The following is a 17379-nucleotide window of genomic DNA, read 5'->3' as shown; positions in this document are numbered from 1 at the left end:
AATATGAAAACACTGACAGCCGCCATACTCACAATGGTCATCAGCCTCTCTTTTCTGCCGCAGCACAAAGCCGAAGCCCAATCCAAATTATACGACGCAGCAAAGCTCAGAAAGGTTGATCAAATGATTGAAAAAGACATCGCAGCAGGATTCCCCGGAGCCGTCCTCGTCGTCGTAAAGGACGGACGGGTGATCAAAAAGAAAGCATACGGCTACAGCAAAAAATATGACGGGAACACCCTTTTATCCCGTCCGAAAAAAATGAAAACATCAACCATGTTTGATCTAGCTTCCAATACAAAAATGTACGCGGCGAATTTTGCATTACAGCGACTCGTCAGCCAGGGAAAGCTTGATGTGTATCAAAAAGTCTCGGCTTACCTTCCTGATTTCAAAGACAGAAAAAGCGATCCGATTCAAGAAAAAGACCGCATTCGCGTCATCGATGTGCTCCAGCATCAATCCGGTCTGCCGGCAAGCTTTTATTTCTATCAGCCGGACACCGCAGGCCCTTTGTATTCACAAGAACGGGATAAAACGATCCGTTTTCTCACTCAAATCCCGCTTGCATACAAACCGGGAACAAAACACGTATACAGCGATATCGGTTACATGCTTCTCGGCTGCATCATTGAAAACATAACCGGAAAAACCCTTGATGCCTATGCGGAACAAGAACTGTACAAACCGCTGAAACTGACGCACACACTGTTCAATCCGCTGCAAAAAGGTTTTAAAGAAAAAGCATTCGCAGCTACTGAACGTTTAGGCAACACACGTGACGGAGTCATCCATTTTCCTCACATCAGGACGTATACGCTGCAGGGGGAAGTTCACGATGAAAAAGCATTTTACTCAATGGGAGGGGTGTCCGGTCACGCCGGGCTGTTTTCCAGAGCTGATGACATGGCCGTCCTTCTTCAAGTCATGCTGAACGGAGGCAGTTATAAACACGTTTCTCTCTTCAATAAAAGGACGGCCGATTTGTTCACAACGGCGGCATCCTCTGATCCGACTTTCGCTCTCGGCTGGCGGAAAAACGGCAGCCCGGATATGGAGTGGATGTTCGGCCCTTATGCAAGCTGGCAGGCATATGGCCATACAGGATGGACCGGCACCATCACGATTATTGATCCCGCTTATAAGCTGGGGATCGCACTTTTGACCAATAAAAAGCATTCCCCCGTCGTCAGTCCCGGTGAAAACCCGAATGTTTTTGAAGGGGATCTTTTTCCGACCGGAAGCTACGGCCGCGTCATAAAAACGATTTATGAAGCCATTGAATGACAACCCATGTCTTTTGTCCAAACTATGACGGCAGGAGGGCACCATCATGAAACTTGTCATCTCAGCTGTATTACTGTTGTTCATTGTTTTCGGCACGCATCATGTATCGACAAAACCGGACATTCCGTCACAGGCGGAACAAGCGGTATCCCGTATGACATTAGATGAAAAATTAGGGCAGATGCTCATGCCTGATTTTCGCAATTGGCAAAAAAAGGGGCAGTCATCACCTGAGGCTCTTACCCAAATGAATAAAGAAGTCGCAGGGCTTATTCAAAAGTACCGGTTCGGCGGCGTTATCTTATTTGCAGAAAATGTAAAAAACACTGAGCAAACGGTACGCCTGACAGATGCCTTTCAAAAGGCGAGCCCTGACATTCCGCTATTATTAAGCATTGATCAGGAGGGCGGCATCGTAACTAGACTTGGTGAGGGCACTCATTTCCCAGGCAATATGGCGCTCGGAGCCGCTAGAAAAACAGCCTACGCGTCCCAGACCGGCGCCATTATCGGGAAAGAACTGAAAGCACTCGGCATTAATACGAACTTCGCTCCCGTTCTCGATATCAATAATAATCCCGGAAACCCTGTCATCGGCGTCAGGTCGTTCAGTTCAGACCGAGATCTGACAGCTTCACTCGGTCTTGCCTCAATGAAGGCTCAGCAAAAGCAGGATGTCGCTGCCGCCGTCAAACATTTCCCGGGACACGGCGACACGGATGTCGACAGCCACTACGGTCTTCCGCTTGTCACCCACAATCAAGAAAGGCTGCGTCAGATTGAACTTTATCCGTTCCGGAAGGCCATTCAGGCCGGAGCTGATATGATCATGACAGCCCATGTGCAATTTCCCGCGTTTGACGATACAACCTATAAAAGCAAGCTGGACGGTTCAGACATCCTCGTACCCGCCACACTCTCGAAAAAAGTGATGACTCATCTTCTCCGTGGAGAAATGGGATTTAACGGCGTCATCGTTACGGATGCATTAAATATGAAAGCCATTGCCGATCATTTCGGCCAGGAAGAGGCGGTCGTCATGGCCGTAAAAGCAGGAGTCGATATTGCCCTGATGCCGGCCCAAGTGACATCGCTGCAAACGGAAAACCGCTTTGCCCGGGTTCATTCCGCTTTAAAAAAGGCGGTACAAAAAGGGGAAATTCCGCTGCAGCAAATTAACAAATCAGCGGAACGCATCATTTCCCTGAAAATAAAACGAGGGATATATCCCGCCCCGAAAAAGACAAATCTGAAAAAGAAGATTGCAAAAGCAAAGAAAACCGTCGGCAGCAAAAATCATCTGAAAGCTGAAAAACAAATCGCGGAAAGGTCCGTCACCGTCTTACAAAACAAAAACCGCACGCTCCCATTCAAACCGAAAAAGAACAGCCGCGTTCTCATTGCCGCTCCATATGAAGATCAAACAGCGTCAATGGAACAAACCATTCGGCAGCTCATCAAGAAGAAAAAAATCCGGCCGGTAACCATCAGTAAAATGAACTTCGCCGAGCGCACATTTCATGATGAACACAAAAAGCAGATATCTGACGCTGATTACGTGATTACAGGCTCATATGTTGTGAAAAATGATCCTGTCGTAAACGACGGCGTGATTGACGATTCCGTCACAGATCCCGGCAAGTGGACGACTGCATTTCCGCGGGCCGTCATGAAAGCCGCACAATCGAACCAAAAACCCTTTGTGCTGATGAGCCTGCGTAATCCATATGACGCTGCGAACTTTGAAGAAGCTGAAGCCCTTATCGCAGTCTACGGCTTTAAAGGATATACAGACGGACAATTTCTCCAGCCAAACATTCCGGCAGGCGTTGAAGCGATATTCGGACAGACAAAACCGCAAGGCAGGCTGCCCGCTGACATTCCTTCCGTCACGCATCCGGGAACGACACTGTATCCTTATGGTTTCGGTATCAATCTGAAGACCGGAAAACCGCTTTAAACAGGAGGACTGATCATGAAAACACAAACGGCTGCGCTTCTTGCCGGATTAGTCGTCATCAGTGCTATGACGGCAGTCTCGGCTGCTTCTGACAGAAACCTTCATACCGCCAAGAAACCAAGCATCCAAACAGGCATCGACCGCCTGCTGAAAGATTATAAACAGGAACTGAAGGGAAAAAGGGTCGGGCTGATCACCAACCCGACCGGTGTGAACAATTCATTGAAAAGCAGCGTTGACGTGCTGTATGAGGCACCAGACATCCACTTGACGGCATTATTCGGACCGGAGCACGGTGTCCGCGGCGATGCTCAGGCCGGAGACAAAGTCACATCCTATATAGACGAAAAAACAGGGCTTCCCGTCTACAGCCTGTACGGGGAAACGAGGAAACCGACGCCTGACATGCTGAAAGATACAGATGTACTGATTTTCGATATTCAGGATGTCGGAACGCGATACTACACCTACATTTATACAATGGCCTATGCCATGGAAGCGGCAAAAGAAAAAGGCATTCCTTTTTATGTATTGGACCGGCCGAATCCGCAAGGCGGACGAAATCCAGACGGCCCGGTTCTTGAACCGGATTACGCTTCATTTGTCGGACTGTATCCGATCCCGCTGAAGCACGGCATGACGATCGGTGAGCTTGCTCTTTTATTCAATAAAGAGTTTCATATTGGCGCCGACCTCACCGTCGTAAAAATGAAGCGCTGGAAGCGGACGATGACGATTGAAGATACCGGTCTGCCGTTCGTCCTCCCTTCGCCTAATATCCCGACCCCGGACAGCATATTCGCATATTCGGCGACAGGACTAATCGAAGGCACAAACGTATCCGAAGGAAGGGGCACGACAAAGCCGTTTGAACTGATCGGCGCGCCTTATATGAAAAGCACCGAGCTCGAAGAACGCCTGAACAGTCTCAAGCTTCCGGGCGTCACCTTCAGAGCCGCATCATTTATCCCCAGCTTCTCCAAGCACCAGAGCAAGCTGTGCCACGGCGTACAAGTCTACGTAACAAACAGAAACACATTTGAAGCGGCAAAAACAGGGCTCTCCATTCTGAAAACCATGCATGACTTATATCCGAATGACTTTTTATTCTTGCCGACAGGCTCTTTTGACAAGCTGATCGGTAACGGCTGGGTACGCAAAAAAATAGAAAAAGGCGCTTCCATTGAAGACATCACCGGCACATATCAACGCCGGCTGGACCAATTCAAAACTCTAAGAAAACAATACCTCATATACTGACAACATTCGTGTTACACGTGTAACATTTTGACGCATTTCACATTTCCGCTTTTTATAGGAAAACATTCATTTATTTGGTACAATTTAAATGATAACAGTTATCATTTAAATGAATGTTTCCTAAAAGGTGGTTTCTCATGAAAAACACATTATTCTTTCAGCCCATTGATATCATCTCCGTAAAAAAAACAGCCGACCTTCTGTCAGAGCATCAGCTCACTGATTCCCCCGTATTGATCTTTCATGTGAAAGGCGAGGGACAAATTGATATCGGAACAGACAGCTTTCCGCTGCAGAAGGAAACGCTCTACATCTGTCCTTGTGATGAGACATTCAATATTGCCCCTATACCGTCAGGCGGCATCCATTTGTATATCGTCAGACTCCGTGTTTTCTCCTATTCATCAGATAATGAAGCGATGCTTCCGGATAATGGGGAAGACATCTTCCACGGACTTCAGCAAATGAATTTACAAACGGTTGATCATTTGACAAGCCGGCTTCAGTCACTTTCTGAAAACGTGCGATCGGCGGATGCATTGCAGAAAATGAAATATACAGCCGACTTTCAGCAGCTGATGTACGATCTTTATGCCGCAAAAGTATGCCATCAAAATAATACGAAAGCGGCGATCGAACAGACAAAACAATTCATACATACTCAGTCCGACACAAAAATCACGCTCACCCAGCTCGCTCATATGGCGGGAATCAGTCCCAAGCATTACAGTGAAACCTTTAAAAAACTATATGGGCAGAGCGTAACTGAATATATCACAGACATCCGCATAACCAATGCGAAAAAACTGATGGCCAAGGCAAACTGCAAACTGCGGGAAATCGCTCATCAAATCGGCTACCAAGACGAATTTTATTTCAGCCGCATCTTTAAAAAACATACCGGCAGCTCACCTACAAGCTATATGAAAAAAAGGCGCACAAAAATGGCCGCGTACGGAAAAGAAACGATGGGGCATCTGATTCCTCTGCATCACGTGCCTTACGCTGCGGCGCTGCACCCGAAATGGACGGCCTATTATTACAAACAATTCTCTTCCGATATTCCGGTTCACCTGAGTGCTTACCGCTATAATGCAAATTGGGAAGAGAACCTGCACACGCTGTCCCAAGCTGCCCCGGACATCATTTTCAGTCTTGATTCTGTCAGTGAAGAAGAAAAACAGCGCCTGAATGACATCACTGACGTTTTTTACCTTCCGGCTCAAGAGAATTGGAGAGACCAGTTTCTTCGCACAGCCGCATATTTGAATGAAGAGCAGGAAGCTCGGCACTGGCTTAAAGCTTATCAAAGTCTCGCCCATTCAGCGAAAGATGCTCTTAAACACGTGCGGCATCAGCGGTTCTTATTTGTCCGTGTATATAAAGAAAATATGTACATCGCCCATAACAACAGTATTGAGGATGTCTTCTTCGGTGATTTAGGCTTTGCCTCCGCAAAACCGGAATCTTTTGCTCCTGACGAAAAGATTTCCTTGGACATGCTGGCGGATTGCCAGGCTGACTGCATCATGCTTTTCACTTGTAAAGAACCGGAAACGCTTCGTTATTTTCAGCGGATTCAGCAGACCGGGATATGGCAGAACCTTAGAGCCGTCAGCAATAAACGCGTGTTTCCCATATCATCTGACCCGTGGATTGAATATTCTCCAAGCGGACATCAGCGGATGATCGAGCAAAGCATTTCCATTTTATCCGAAGATCGTCCATGGTAATGCCGGAAATTATCCATGGTCTTATCCCTGTTCATTCTCTATAATTCCAATTGATAATAGTTATCAATTGAACAGGAGGAACAATAGATGAAGAAATTGGCATTCGCTTTCATGATTTTGCTTTTGGCTTTCACGGCCGCGGCTTGCGGAAGCTCAGAAACATCTGATACAGCAAGTAAAGGAAAGGACGCTTCTTCAGATAAAAAGAAAATCGAATATCTCGGAAAAACATATGAAGTCAAAGCGCCGACTGACAAAATCGCCATTACAGGCAGCGTAGAATCAATGGAAGACGCCAAATTGCTTGACGTTCATCCGGCAGGAGCAATTTCTTTCTCCGGCAAATTCCCGGAACTGTTTAAAGATATTACAGATAAATCCGTATCTACGGGAGAAAAAATGCAGCCGAATATGGAAAAAATTCTTGAGCTGCAGCCGGACGTCATTCTGGCATCAACCAAATTCCCGGAAAAAACGTTGAAAAAATTGAGCGGCACCGCTGAAACGATCCCTGTCTCTCATATCTCATCAAACTGGAAAGAAAACATGATGCTGCTCGCCCAGCTTACAGATAAAGAGAAAAAAGCGAAAAAAATCATCGCAGATTACGAACAGGACCTGAAAAAGACAAAAACAAAGATCAACAGCAAAGCGAAACAGTCAAACGCGCTGGTCATCAGAATCAGACAAGGCAATATTTATATTTATCCTGAACAAGTATATTTCAACTCCACGCTTTACGGTGATTTAGGCCTGAAGGCGCCGGACGAAGTCAAAGCGGCGAAAGCGCAGGAACTGATTTCTCTTGAAAAATTAAGCGAAATGAACCCTGACCATATCTTCGTACAATTCTCTGATGACGAAAACGCAGATAAGCCGGACGCTTTGAAAGACTTAGAGAAAAATCCGATCTGGAAGAGCCTGAAGGCAGTCAAAAAAGACCATGTATACGTCAATACGATTGATCCATTAGCCCAAGGCGGAACCGCGTGGAGTAAAATCAGCTTCTTACAGGTTGCGGCTGACAAATTGACTCAAGACTAATAAAGAGTAGGTTTTTCACATGTATGCAAAACGGCGGACACACATGATTATCATTGCTTCACCGATTGCCATTGTTCTGTCACTGCTGCTTTCCGTTTTATACGGCGCAAAGCAGCTTGACATCCATACCGTGTTCTCCGCATTGCTGCACTTTAATCCGGAGAATACCGACCATCAGATCATATGGCATTCAAGAATCCCGAGGGCTGCCGGCGCTATGTTTATCGGCGCCGCCCTTGCTGTTTCCGGAGCGCTCATGCAGGGAATCACACGGAACTATCTGGCCTCGCCTTCAATCATGGGTGTGTCGGACGGCTCCGCTTTTATCATCACCCTTTGCATGGTATTGCTCCCTCAATCGACATCCATTGAAATGATCATATACTCGTTTATCGGTTCCGCATTCGGCGCCGCTCTTGTTTTCGGGCTGGCCTCCATTCTTCCCGGCGGTTTTACCCCGGTGCAGCTTGCCATTATCGGAACGGTGACCAGTATGCTTCTCAGCAGTCTGTCGGCTGCGCTTTCGATTTATTTTCAAATTTCGCAGGATCTCAGTTTTTGGTACAGTGCGAGACTGCATCAAATGAACCCTGATTTTTTGAAACTGGCCGTCCCGTTTTTTGCAATCGGAATCATCACGGCCATGATTCTCAGCAAAAAGGTCACTGCCGTATCATTAGGAGACGACATTTCAAAAAGTCTGGGACAGCAGAAAAGAACCATCAAACTCATGGCGATGGCGGCCGTTGTCATATTGACAGGAAGCTCGGTGGCACTCGCCGGAAAAATTGCCTTTGTCGGTTTGGTCGTTCCGCACATCACACGTTTTCTCGTCGGATCGGACTACAGCAGGCTGATCCCATGCGCGTGCATCATCGGCGGCGTCTTCCTGACCCTTTGCGACCTTGCCAGCCGATTCATCAATTATCCGTTTGAGACGCCTATTGAAGTTGTCACTTCTATCATCGGTGTTCCTTTCTTTCTTTATTTGATTAAAAGAAAAGGAGGGGATCAGCGTGGTGCGTAAAATGGCCGGAATTTATATCATTCTGATTGCTCTCATATTGCTCGTAAGCTATTTCAGCATGACAAGCGGTTCTTTTTCCGCAAAGCCGGGTGAACTGCTCAGTACCCTTTTCCGCATCCATCCGAATCCGCAATATGACATTTTGCTGTTTCAGCTGAGGCTGCCGCGCATTGTCATGGCTGCTGCCATCGGGCTCGGATTGGGGATATCCGGAGCCGTTATTCAGGCCATTACCAAAAACGGTCTTGCCGATCCCGGTATTTTGGGCATTAATGCAGGAGCCGGAGCCGGAATCGTCACGTTTATGCTTCTGTTTCAGGGACAATCTGAAGCGACGGCACTTGCCTCTGCGATGGGTATGCCTGTCTTCGGCCTCATCGGAGGATTGATGGCGGCCGTGCTGATCTATATTTTCGCCTGGCACCGGGGGCATCTGGAATCGGGCAGAATTATTCTCGTCGGGATCGCCATGAATTCCGGATTCAGCGCGCTGTCTTTATTTCTTTCATTAAAAATGGACCCGCAGGATTATGAGATGGCGATGGTTTGGAAAAACGGCAGCATCTGGTCGGCAAACTGGATGACCATTACGGCGATCCTTCCGTGGCTGATCTTGTTCATTCCTCTGCTTATGGCGAAAACGTCATTGCTGGATACCATTCGTTTCGATGAGGACACGGTGAAAAGCCTCGGTGTTTCAACCAATAAAGAAAAAACGATTTTACTCATTGCCTGCATCGCTTTGATCAGCGCATGTGTAACCGCAGCGGGCAGCATGGCATTTGTCGGACTGATCGCGCCCCATATTTCCCGCAGGCTCGCCGGGATTGAGCACAGATACTCATTACCGGTCAGCGGATTGGTCGGTATGCTCCTCGTCATATCCGCCGACTTTGCGGGCAAATTGTTCTTTCAGCCTTCAGAAGTGCCGGCGGGAATTATTCTTGCGATTCTCGGCGTTCCTTATTTCTTTTTTCTTCTGTTTAAGCAAAAGAAGGGGCTGGATGCATGAGAGGCACCCTTACAGAACATCGGATAAACGGAAAGGAATGCACTGTGTATCTTCCTCCCTCCTATTCGGTTCAAACAGGGGCTTTACCCTGTGTGTATGTACTGGACGGGGGTTCTTTGTTTTTAGAACAGATGGATAAGCTTGAATCCCAATTTGCGAACGGAACACTTCCCGAATTGATTTTCATCGGCATCAAACCGGCTGACAGGCTCGATGAGTACACGCCGTGGCCCGCGCCCTCCCTGAGCCCTGCGTTTCATGATTTCGGCGGCAAAGGGAGGCTCTTTCTCGAGGAGCTGACAAATGTCATCATTCCAACTGTAGAAGATATGCATCACATTTCTGCACATCCGGAAACGAGAGGACTGATCGGCGCGTCATTAGGCGGACTGTTTTCGATATACGCGATGCTACAAAAGCCTGAAATATTCGGCAGAATCGGTTGTATTTCCGGTTCCTTCTGGTATGAAAAATCAGCAGATTATGTCCGCTCCGCATCTTTGCGTCCGGCACGGCGGCGTATCTATATGTCTGTCGGCAGCCGCGAAGCTGAGCATAAAAACAACATCCAAAACAACATGATCCGACTAAATAAAGACGTGTACGAAAGCCTGAGGGAAAAAGGCTTTTCTCAATCTCAGCTCTCTTTCACGATCGAAGAGGGCGCCGTGCACCATCAAGAAGCGTTCAAACGACAATTCAATGCAGCACTAAGCTGGCTGTACGGAAAAAACCGCTCACGTAGCTGAGCGGTTTTTTTCATACTTCATCACGACCGGCTTAAGTTCAAAGCGTCTCAGCAAATAGCCGAATAAAGCTGCAAGGATTTGCTGAAAAAGCATCCCGATGACGACCGGAACCGCCACTTGAGACGGAAAAAAAGACACGGCGAGAACGGCTCCGGCGCTGATATTGCGCATGCCCCCTGTATAAATCAGAGACACGATTTCATCCTGGCTCCGCTTCATCAGTCTTCCGATCAGCCAAGCCACGGCATAACCCGTCATGGCAATAAAAAATACCATGCCTGCGATGCCCGCAAATTTGATATCCACGTGCGTGACATACGGCGCGATTTCCGAACTGTTAATGGCAATGACAATCATCAGACAGATTTTTGAAAAAGGAGACAGCGAACGGCTTATTGCCTGAGTCCTTACCGGCGGGGAAAACTGGTTGACTATCATCCCTGCGATGGATGGAATTACCACCATCTCCGCCAGCCCTTTCATCATTCCCCACACATCCATCTGAACATTCGCCCCCGCCAGGACAGACAGGCTTAACGGTACGATAAAAGGAGAAAGCACGGTATCAACCAGGATAATAGACAGCGTCAATCCGACATTCCCCTTATACATCGCAGCCCAAATCAAACTCGTAATTCCGGTCGGAATCACCACACCCATAATCAGCCCCGTCACAGTTAAAGGGTCACCGCTGAAAATCAGATGGCCGCTTCCCCATGCAAAAACAGGCATGAAAATATGCAGAACAAACAATGCCATGATCATCGGGAGCGGCTTCTCGATACTGCGCTTCAGCGATTGAAAATTGGCACTCAGACTGCCCGTAAATGTAATAAATGCAAATATCCACGGCACAGCGCCGGCCATCCAGCTGATATGCTGAGATAACAGCACACCCGCCGCCACACTTGACGGAGTCAAAAGCGGCATGATTCTCCCCAACACTTGGTTCAACTTCTGAAGCCACATCATATGCAAGTCTCCTATATACGGTTTTCAAGTCTCATTCATTATAACAATGCACCCCGGCAAATTTAACCGAAAAAAAGCCCGGATATATTCATCCGGACTTCACAAATTCTATGCCATTTGTTTCATTAAATCTCGGCTTTTCTGATTTAATCCCTTTAATTCAGCCTCAATTCCGTATTCTTTACATTTGGCGACAATTTTCTCAAGAGCCGCCGCTCCCGAATCATCCCACACGTGGGCATCGGTCAAATCAATGACAATCCGTTTCACGTCTTCATCATAAACGATGGCATTCATGAGCTCAGACACGGAAGCAAAAAAGATCTGTCCCGTTACCTTATAAGTTCTGACATCTTTCTGTTCGGAATGTGACTCAATCTTCAGCTTAGAAATTTTCGCCGTAAAAAAGATCGCGCTTAGCAGCACACCCGCGAAGACACCCTTTGATAAATCATTTGTCAGGACGACCGTCACAACGGTAATAACCATAACGATCGAATCAGTAAGGGGCGCTTTCCGCAAACCTTTAATCGATGACCAGTCGAACGTGCCGATGGACACCATAACCATCACGGCCACCAGCGCAGCCATCGGAATTTTCACGACGATACCGCTTAATACGGCAATTAAAAACATTAAAAACGCGCCGGCCGTAAAAGCCGATAATCGGCCGCGTCCGCCGGCTTTCGTATTAATGACAGACTGGCCGATCATGGCGCATCCGGCCATGCCTCCGAAAAATCCGTTCACAATATTGGCGATGCCTTGTCCGCGGCTTTCTTTGTTCTTATCACTATCCGTATCCGTCATTTCATCAATGATCTGGGCTGTCAGCAATGACTCGAGTAATCCGACGAAAGCAAGCGCCAGAGAATACGGGAAAATAACCCGCAATGTCTCAAACGTCCACGGAACATCCGGTATCAAGAAATGCGGAAGTGAACTTGTGATCCCGCCCATATCACCGACCGTGCGGACATCCGCATGGAAGACCACCGCAATGATCGTCATGACAATAATCGCCACCAGCGGAGACGGCACAGCCGTCGTAACCTTCGGCAATAGATATATGATAGCCAGTGATCCGGCAAGCATGGCATACATGACCCATGAAGCTCCTTTGAACTGCGGCAGCTGCGCAGAAAAAATCAAGATCGCCAAAGCATTCACAAATCCGATCATGACCGAACGCGGAATAAATTTCATCAATTTCGCTATTTTACTGACACCAAGAATAAATTGAATAATACCTGTCAAAATGGTTGCCGCAAACAAATACTGCAGCCCGTAATCAGCCACCAATGTCACCATGACAACCGCCATTGAACCCGTAGCGGCTGAAATCATTCCCGGTCTGCCGCCGAAGATAGAAATAATAATCGCGATACAAAATGATGCATAAAGGCCGACCATCGGATCGACACCTGCAATAATTGAAAATCCGATCGCCTCAGGGATCAGAGCGAGGGCAACCAGAATACCGGCCAGAATGTCTTTACGGACATTCCCGAACCATTGCTGCTGTAACGTATAATCTTTCAAATGATAACGACTCCTTTTCACTATAAAAATCCGCACCCTATCAGTTGGAAACATTGATTTTCATCTGGGGAATATGAGGCAAGCTTTACGGGGAAAAAGAGGACACGCTCAGAGTATAATGCCGTTGAGGAAAGGAATTGTTAACAAAGAGTATCATATTAAACTTTAAAGAAATGTGCAAGCCGTATAAATAAGAAAAGAAAACGGCTCTCACTGGAGCCGTTTCCGCTTTTATAAAAGTTTCGGATCAGACACAAGAATCGTTTTTATTGCGCTGATATCCTTTCTTTCTTTTGTCACCGGGTCGATGCCCATGAGATGATCAATGGCTTCTTCATAATTCTTCAGTTCCGTCTTTTCCGTAATAAAATCATAGAGCTGCGGAAGGTCGGACGCGCATGCTAACGCGGCTTCCATGATCTGGCGGGCTTCACCTGTGCCCACAATCGTTACGCCGTTTGACAGCAGCTGGTACGGCCTGACCGTCATCTCATACGTATCATCAAAGCCCATCGGCACGATTCTGCCTCCCTTTTCAATAAAAGGATAAGCCCAATCAAGCTGATTGCCGATTGCGTCAAAAATCACATCAAATTTTCTTCCTTGATTAATCCGTTTCACTTCATCCACGGTTAATGCTTCAGGATGGTAGACATAATCAGATATCCGGCTTGCTGCCTCGCTTCGGAAACTGCCTATTTCAGTCGCAACCGTCAATCGCGCCAGTTTTTTCACCATCATTTGCACAAGCAGTCCGATCGGTCCCGACCCCAAAACCAAGACCGAGTCCTCCGGCTGAATCGAAGCCTTGTCCACAACATTCAGCACACAGGAGAGAGGCTCAACCAATGTGGCCCGCTCCCATTCCATTGAATCCGGAATTCTGTACATGAACCTGTCTTCCCCCACGTAATATTCCGCAAACGTTCCGTGCGCCCCGATTCCGAGCTGCCAATCCTCGAAGGTTTCGCAATAACACGTCAGCCCTCTCCGGCAATAATGACATTTCCCGCAAAACTGCGTAGGATCTATCACGACGCGGTCTCCGACTTTTACATTTGTCACGTCCGGTCCGATTTCCACGACCGCTCCCACCGATTCATGCCCCATAATCATATGATGGGTTGCATTCATTTTTCCTTTCAGCACATTTAAGTCCGTTCCGCAGATACCGGTGCCGAAAATTTTCACTTTCACATCATTGGATTTCCGAATTTGAGGCTCGTCCACCTCTTGGTATTCAAGCTTATCATTAGGAGTCCAGACCAACGCCTTCATATTTCTCTTCCTTTCTGCCCCAGCGGATTTGGTCTAACAATGTTTGATGAAGCTCTTTCGTTGATGCCGCAATACATGATTGCTGATTCTGATAACTTAAATCTGTCAAAAGCGTTTCGTCCAAAGACCGGCCGTATGCATCCGTAATGACCACTCCCGCCTTCTTCGCCAAAAAGACGCTTGCGGCAATATCATAAGGAAACAAATGCAGCACCTGCCCGTTCCCGACCTGCTGAAAATCTGAAAGCAGCTTCGGATCATCTTTCAGCAGACGATTGCCGATATCCACATAAGCATCCATCTGCCCCGTGATAATTCGTGAAATCGAATAAGAAGCGCTGTTGAAAACAAAAACCCCGCCATTATTGGCCGACTGGTCAATCAGATGGCCGTATGCGTCCGTCATCAGCTGCGCCGGATGCCCGTTAAATTCAAGGCTCCAAAACATATTTTTAATATCCCGCACTCCGCTCAAATTCGGCAATTCTCCATGATACCCTTCAAAATGAATGGCATCGCTGTATATATCACCATACATATAAGCGCCTGATTTCAATTCAAGTAAAAAAGCAAATTCGATATCCTTAATCTTTGCGTTTGGCTTATACGAAGCAAGCGCAATCGAAATACACGACATTTCAAGTCCCGCGGCGGCCGGGCGCGTTCCGTCTATCGGATCTACAATTAAAATATATTGCGGATCTTCTCCAATCAGCTTCAGGCCGCCATCCTCCGTGTAAAAAGCAACCGGATGGCCCTTTTCTTGAATATAATCCAGCACCGCCTCCTCAGCAGCGGCGTCTATGTTAAATTGGGCGTCGCCTCCCGGAGAATAGCCGTTTACGAGCCGGTTTTTCAGCGTGCCTTTTTGATTTTTCACCTTTTGATAAACAAATTGTCCAAGCTCAATGATATAGTCTCTCACTTGATTTCCTCCAATAGCTTGCGAAGTCTGTAGCAGAGCACTTCGGCTTCACTAAGTGTTATGGTTAAAGGCGGACGGATTTTAAAGACATTTCCGAATCCGTAACGGGATGTCCGGAGAATCAGCCCGTAATCCATTGCCCGTTTTGCAATATAATTGGTCAGCTCCACATCCGGTTCATTGTTCTCTTTAACAATCTCCACACCGATCATAAGACCGACGCCTCTTACCTCAGAAATAAAAGCGAAATCCTCTTTCATCGTTTCTAAGCGATCCATAATATAATGACCGACCGTCGTTACATTTTCCAAAAATCCCGGTCGCTGCATGATATCTATGGTTTTACAAGCGGCAGCGGCGGCCATCACATTTGAGCCGTATGTGAAGGAGTGCGTATACCCCGGAAGCCCGGTATACTTGTCCTCCGTCAGAGTGGCGGCGACTTGGAAGCCTGTGCCCCCGAGCCCCTTTGCTACCGTCATCATATTAGGTTTCACATCGAAGTGGTCCGCGGCAAACATTTTGCCCGTCCGTCCGAATCCGGTCTGAATTTCATCAAAAATCAGAGCGATATCATGTTCATCACAAAGCTTTCTCAGCTGTTTAAAATACTCTTTAGGCGGAACGACATTTCCACCGTTTCCAGATATCGGTTCAATAATCATGGCGGCAATTTTCCCATTGCTCGCATACTCAATAAAATCATTAATTCTTTCTACGCACAGCATACCGCATGAATCAGGTTTCTGATTATAAAAACAGCGGCTGCAATAGGGATCGGGGACTTGCAGGCCAAAAGAAATTTGCGGCGGGAAAGGTTCTTTTCTGAATGAGTTGCCGGACAAAGCGGAAGTCATATACGTTTGTCCGAGGTGGCTTCGAAATAAGGAGATGACATCGGTTTTTCCGGAGTAATACTGAGCCATTTTAATAGCTCCTTCATTTGCACCGGAACCGCTGCTGACTTTAGGGTGTACTTTTGTGAGATTATCGGGGGCAATTTCTACTAGTTTTTCTGCCAGTTTATTTACGGCGTCTGTTTGAAAAGATGATGTTACATGGATCAGCTTATCGGCTTGTTCTTTAACCGTATCAATGACCTCTTTGTTACCGTATCCTAAATTCAAGTTAAACGTGGCAGAAGCGCAATCAATGTACTCATTTCCCTCTTGATCGTACAGGTAAATCCCTTCTCCGCGCTCCATTACTACATCGTCAACACTGTAATACAAGCTGTCTGGATTCGTGATTTCCTTCGTTCCCACAAATACCACCCCTATGAAATTATTAGAATTTCGCTTTTTATCGTATAAATTATTGAAAATAATGTCAACGATCTTTCTTGTAAAAAATGTTAACAATTTGTTAACGTTACCATAATGGATGTACGAGAAAAAGTTATGTGATATAGTAACAATACTTGGATTTTTTGTAAAAATATCATGTCATACGAGTAGAGAGAAATATGATTTTACCAATAAGGAGATAAAATGATGAAAACTCGTCTGCTGTGGATAAGCTGTTTTTCTTATGGATCGATTGCTTTTACACTTGTTATTCTGGGAGCCGTACTGCCTGAGTTACTCACACATTATTCACAAAGCTACAGTAATGGCGGTGTATTGGTATTCTCTCAGTTCATGGGCTTTCTCATCGGAGTTATTGGCATGCCATACATGGTGAAAAAACTTGGGCGCAAAAACGTCGTTATCTTTGGCCTGGCACTCATCAGCTGTGAAATGTTCATCACCTTCCTGCCGCCCTGGCCGCTGCTCTTTCTTCTCGTCAGCATCGCAGGGCTTGGCGCCGGATTGGTGGAATCCTGTGTAGGCACGATCATCCTCACCGCTATTAAAGAAAGACAGGCTGTGGCCATGAGCAAGATGGAAGTGGCCTACGGATTAGGTGCGCTGTTCATGCCTCTGCTCTCAGGCTTCCTTATCAACAACCACATGTGGACAATTGCTTTTTTAGTATTAGGGTTATCCAGTTTTGCACTCTTAATCGCATGGAAGCAGATGAGTTTCGGCAGTATTGATCAGCTTCTCATCCGCAAAGAGGTCTCTTCCGATGACACTAAAAAAGAAAGCACCGGTTATCGGTCACACGGATTGCTGTTTATTGCCTTGGCGGGTGCTTACTTCTTCTTTTACGGCGGCAGTGAAGTTTCCATTGTACATTTTATCCCCTCCATCTTCGCTGAGAAATGGGATATCCCCAACTCTTTGGCAACGATAACAGTTACAGTGTATTGGACGGGGATGATCATCGGTAGGTTATTAACAGGCCCGGTATCAGAAAAGCTGACATATCACCGTTATCTCCGTCTCATAAGCATTGGCGGTCTGGCAGCACTTACCGTATTAGCATTAAGCAAAAACGTATGGTTCGGTTTTGCCCTTTGCTTCTTTTTAGGGCTGTTCATGGCAGGCATGTTTGCAATAGCCCTAATCATCACGAATCATTTTTATCCCGGAAAGACAGAAACAACTACCAGTATTCTGCTCGCTTCAAATGGATTAGGAGGTTCACTCCTTCCGATCGCCGTCGGTTGGAGCTTAGATGAATATCCCGCACAAACTGCGTTCTG

At 46.8% G+C, this 17379-nt stretch carries 14 protein-coding genes (1 of these 14 only partly in view); 9 read left to right on the top strand and 5 right to left on the bottom strand.

Going from position 1 to position 17379, the window contains the following annotated elements; all coding sequences use genetic code 11:
* The first annotated feature begins 3 nt into the window (after positions 1-3).
* From pbp4b to ACKTRM_RS01035, 8 genes are all read left to right on the top strand, one after another.
* Positions 4-1287: a penicillin binding protein PBP4B gene (gene pbp4b / locus ACKTRM_RS01070; protein WP_011996216.1), complete on the top strand. Its 1284-nt coding sequence runs from the start codon at positions 4-6 to the stop codon at positions 1285-1287.
* 46 nt (positions 1288-1333) lie between these two features.
* A complete protein-coding gene (locus tag ACKTRM_RS01065; protein ID WP_011996215.1) occupies positions 1334-3247 on the top strand; it encodes a glycoside hydrolase family 3 protein in 1914 nt (637 codons plus the stop codon).
* A 15-nt stretch (positions 3248-3262) separates the two neighbouring features.
* Positions 3263-4507, top strand: a complete 1245-nt coding sequence (locus ACKTRM_RS01060) for an exo-beta-N-acetylmuramidase NamZ family protein (RefSeq protein ID WP_011996214.1) — start codon at positions 3263-3265, stop codon at positions 4505-4507.
* A gap of 137 nt (positions 4508-4644) precedes the next feature.
* The gene (gene btr / locus ACKTRM_RS01055; protein ID WP_011996213.1) at positions 4645-6240 is read left to right on the top strand and encodes a bacillibactin transport transcriptional regulator Btr; all 1596 of its coding nucleotides are present in this window, start codon (positions 4645-4647) and stop codon (positions 6238-6240) included.
* A gap of 87 nt (positions 6241-6327) precedes the next feature.
* The gene (locus ACKTRM_RS01050) at positions 6328-7284 is read left to right on the top strand and encodes an ABC transporter substrate-binding protein (protein ID WP_003156778.1); all 957 of its coding nucleotides are present in this window, start codon (positions 6328-6330) and stop codon (positions 7282-7284) included.
* A 19-nt stretch (positions 7285-7303) separates the two neighbouring features.
* On the top strand, positions 7304-8311 hold the full coding sequence (locus tag ACKTRM_RS01045) for a FecCD family ABC transporter permease (RefSeq protein WP_007408022.1): 1008 nt from the start codon (positions 7304-7306) through the stop codon (positions 8309-8311).
* A gap of 1 nt (position 8312) precedes the next feature.
* A complete protein-coding gene (gene feuC, locus ACKTRM_RS01040) occupies positions 8313-9323 on the top strand; it encodes an iron ABC transporter permease FeuC (RefSeq protein WP_041482236.1) in 1011 nt (336 codons plus the stop codon).
* Positions 9320-10072 carry an alpha/beta hydrolase gene (locus ACKTRM_RS01035; protein ID WP_041482170.1) on the top strand — a complete coding sequence of 251 codons (753 nt, stop codon included), beginning with the start codon at positions 9320-9322 and terminating at the stop codon, positions 10070-10072. The genes feuC and ACKTRM_RS01035 overlap by 4 nt, the downstream gene beginning before the upstream one ends.
* Here ACKTRM_RS01035 and ACKTRM_RS01030 read toward each other — a convergent pair.
* The 5 genes from ACKTRM_RS01030 to ACKTRM_RS01010 all read right to left on the bottom strand — a co-directional run bounded on the left by ACKTRM_RS01030 (position 10061) and on the right by ACKTRM_RS01010 (position 16054).
* Positions 10061-11002: a bile acid:sodium symporter family protein gene (locus ACKTRM_RS01030; RefSeq protein WP_099567254.1), complete on the bottom strand. Its 942-nt coding sequence runs from the start codon at positions 11000-11002 to the stop codon at positions 10061-10063. The two genes, ACKTRM_RS01035 and ACKTRM_RS01030, sit on opposite strands and share 12 nt — an antisense overlap.
* 150 nt (positions 11003-11152) lie before the next feature.
* Positions 11153-12586 carry a SulP family inorganic anion transporter gene (locus ACKTRM_RS01025; protein ID WP_023356673.1) on the bottom strand — a complete coding sequence of 478 codons (1434 nt, stop codon included), beginning with the start codon at positions 12584-12586 and terminating at the stop codon, positions 11153-11155.
* 231 nt (positions 12587-12817) lie between these two features.
* The gene (locus ACKTRM_RS01020) at positions 12818-13864 is read right to left on the bottom strand and encodes a zinc-dependent alcohol dehydrogenase (protein WP_011996208.1); all 1047 of its coding nucleotides are present in this window, start codon (positions 13862-13864) and stop codon (positions 12818-12820) included.
* On the bottom strand, positions 13839-14789 hold the full coding sequence (locus ACKTRM_RS01015; protein ID WP_011996207.1) for an inositol monophosphatase family protein: 951 nt from the start codon (positions 14787-14789) through the stop codon (positions 13839-13841). The genes ACKTRM_RS01020 and ACKTRM_RS01015 overlap by 26 nt, the downstream gene beginning before the upstream one ends.
* Positions 14786-16054 carry an aspartate aminotransferase family protein gene (locus ACKTRM_RS01010; protein ID WP_007408029.1) on the bottom strand — a complete coding sequence of 423 codons (1269 nt, stop codon included), beginning with the start codon at positions 16052-16054 and terminating at the stop codon, positions 14786-14788. The genes ACKTRM_RS01015 and ACKTRM_RS01010 overlap by 4 nt, the downstream gene beginning before the upstream one ends.
* A 228-nt stretch (positions 16055-16282) precedes the next feature.
* Here ACKTRM_RS01010 and ACKTRM_RS01005 point away from each other — a divergent pair, with 228 nt between their 5' ends.
* Positions 16283-17379: the 5' portion of an MFS transporter gene (locus tag ACKTRM_RS01005; RefSeq protein ID WP_173602744.1), read on the top strand. It continues 115 nt past the right edge of the window; only the first 1097 of its 1212 coding nucleotides appear in the window; it begins with the start codon at positions 16283-16285; its stop codon lies beyond the right edge, outside the window.

It is taken from the genome of Bacillus sp. D7-8 (assembly GCF_052055895.1).
Lineage (GTDB): Bacteria > Bacillota > Bacilli > Bacillales > Bacillaceae > Bacillus > Bacillus velezensis.
The sequence above is the reverse complement of the archived record's forward strand: the minus strand, read 5'-3'. Positions and strand labels throughout refer to the sequence as shown.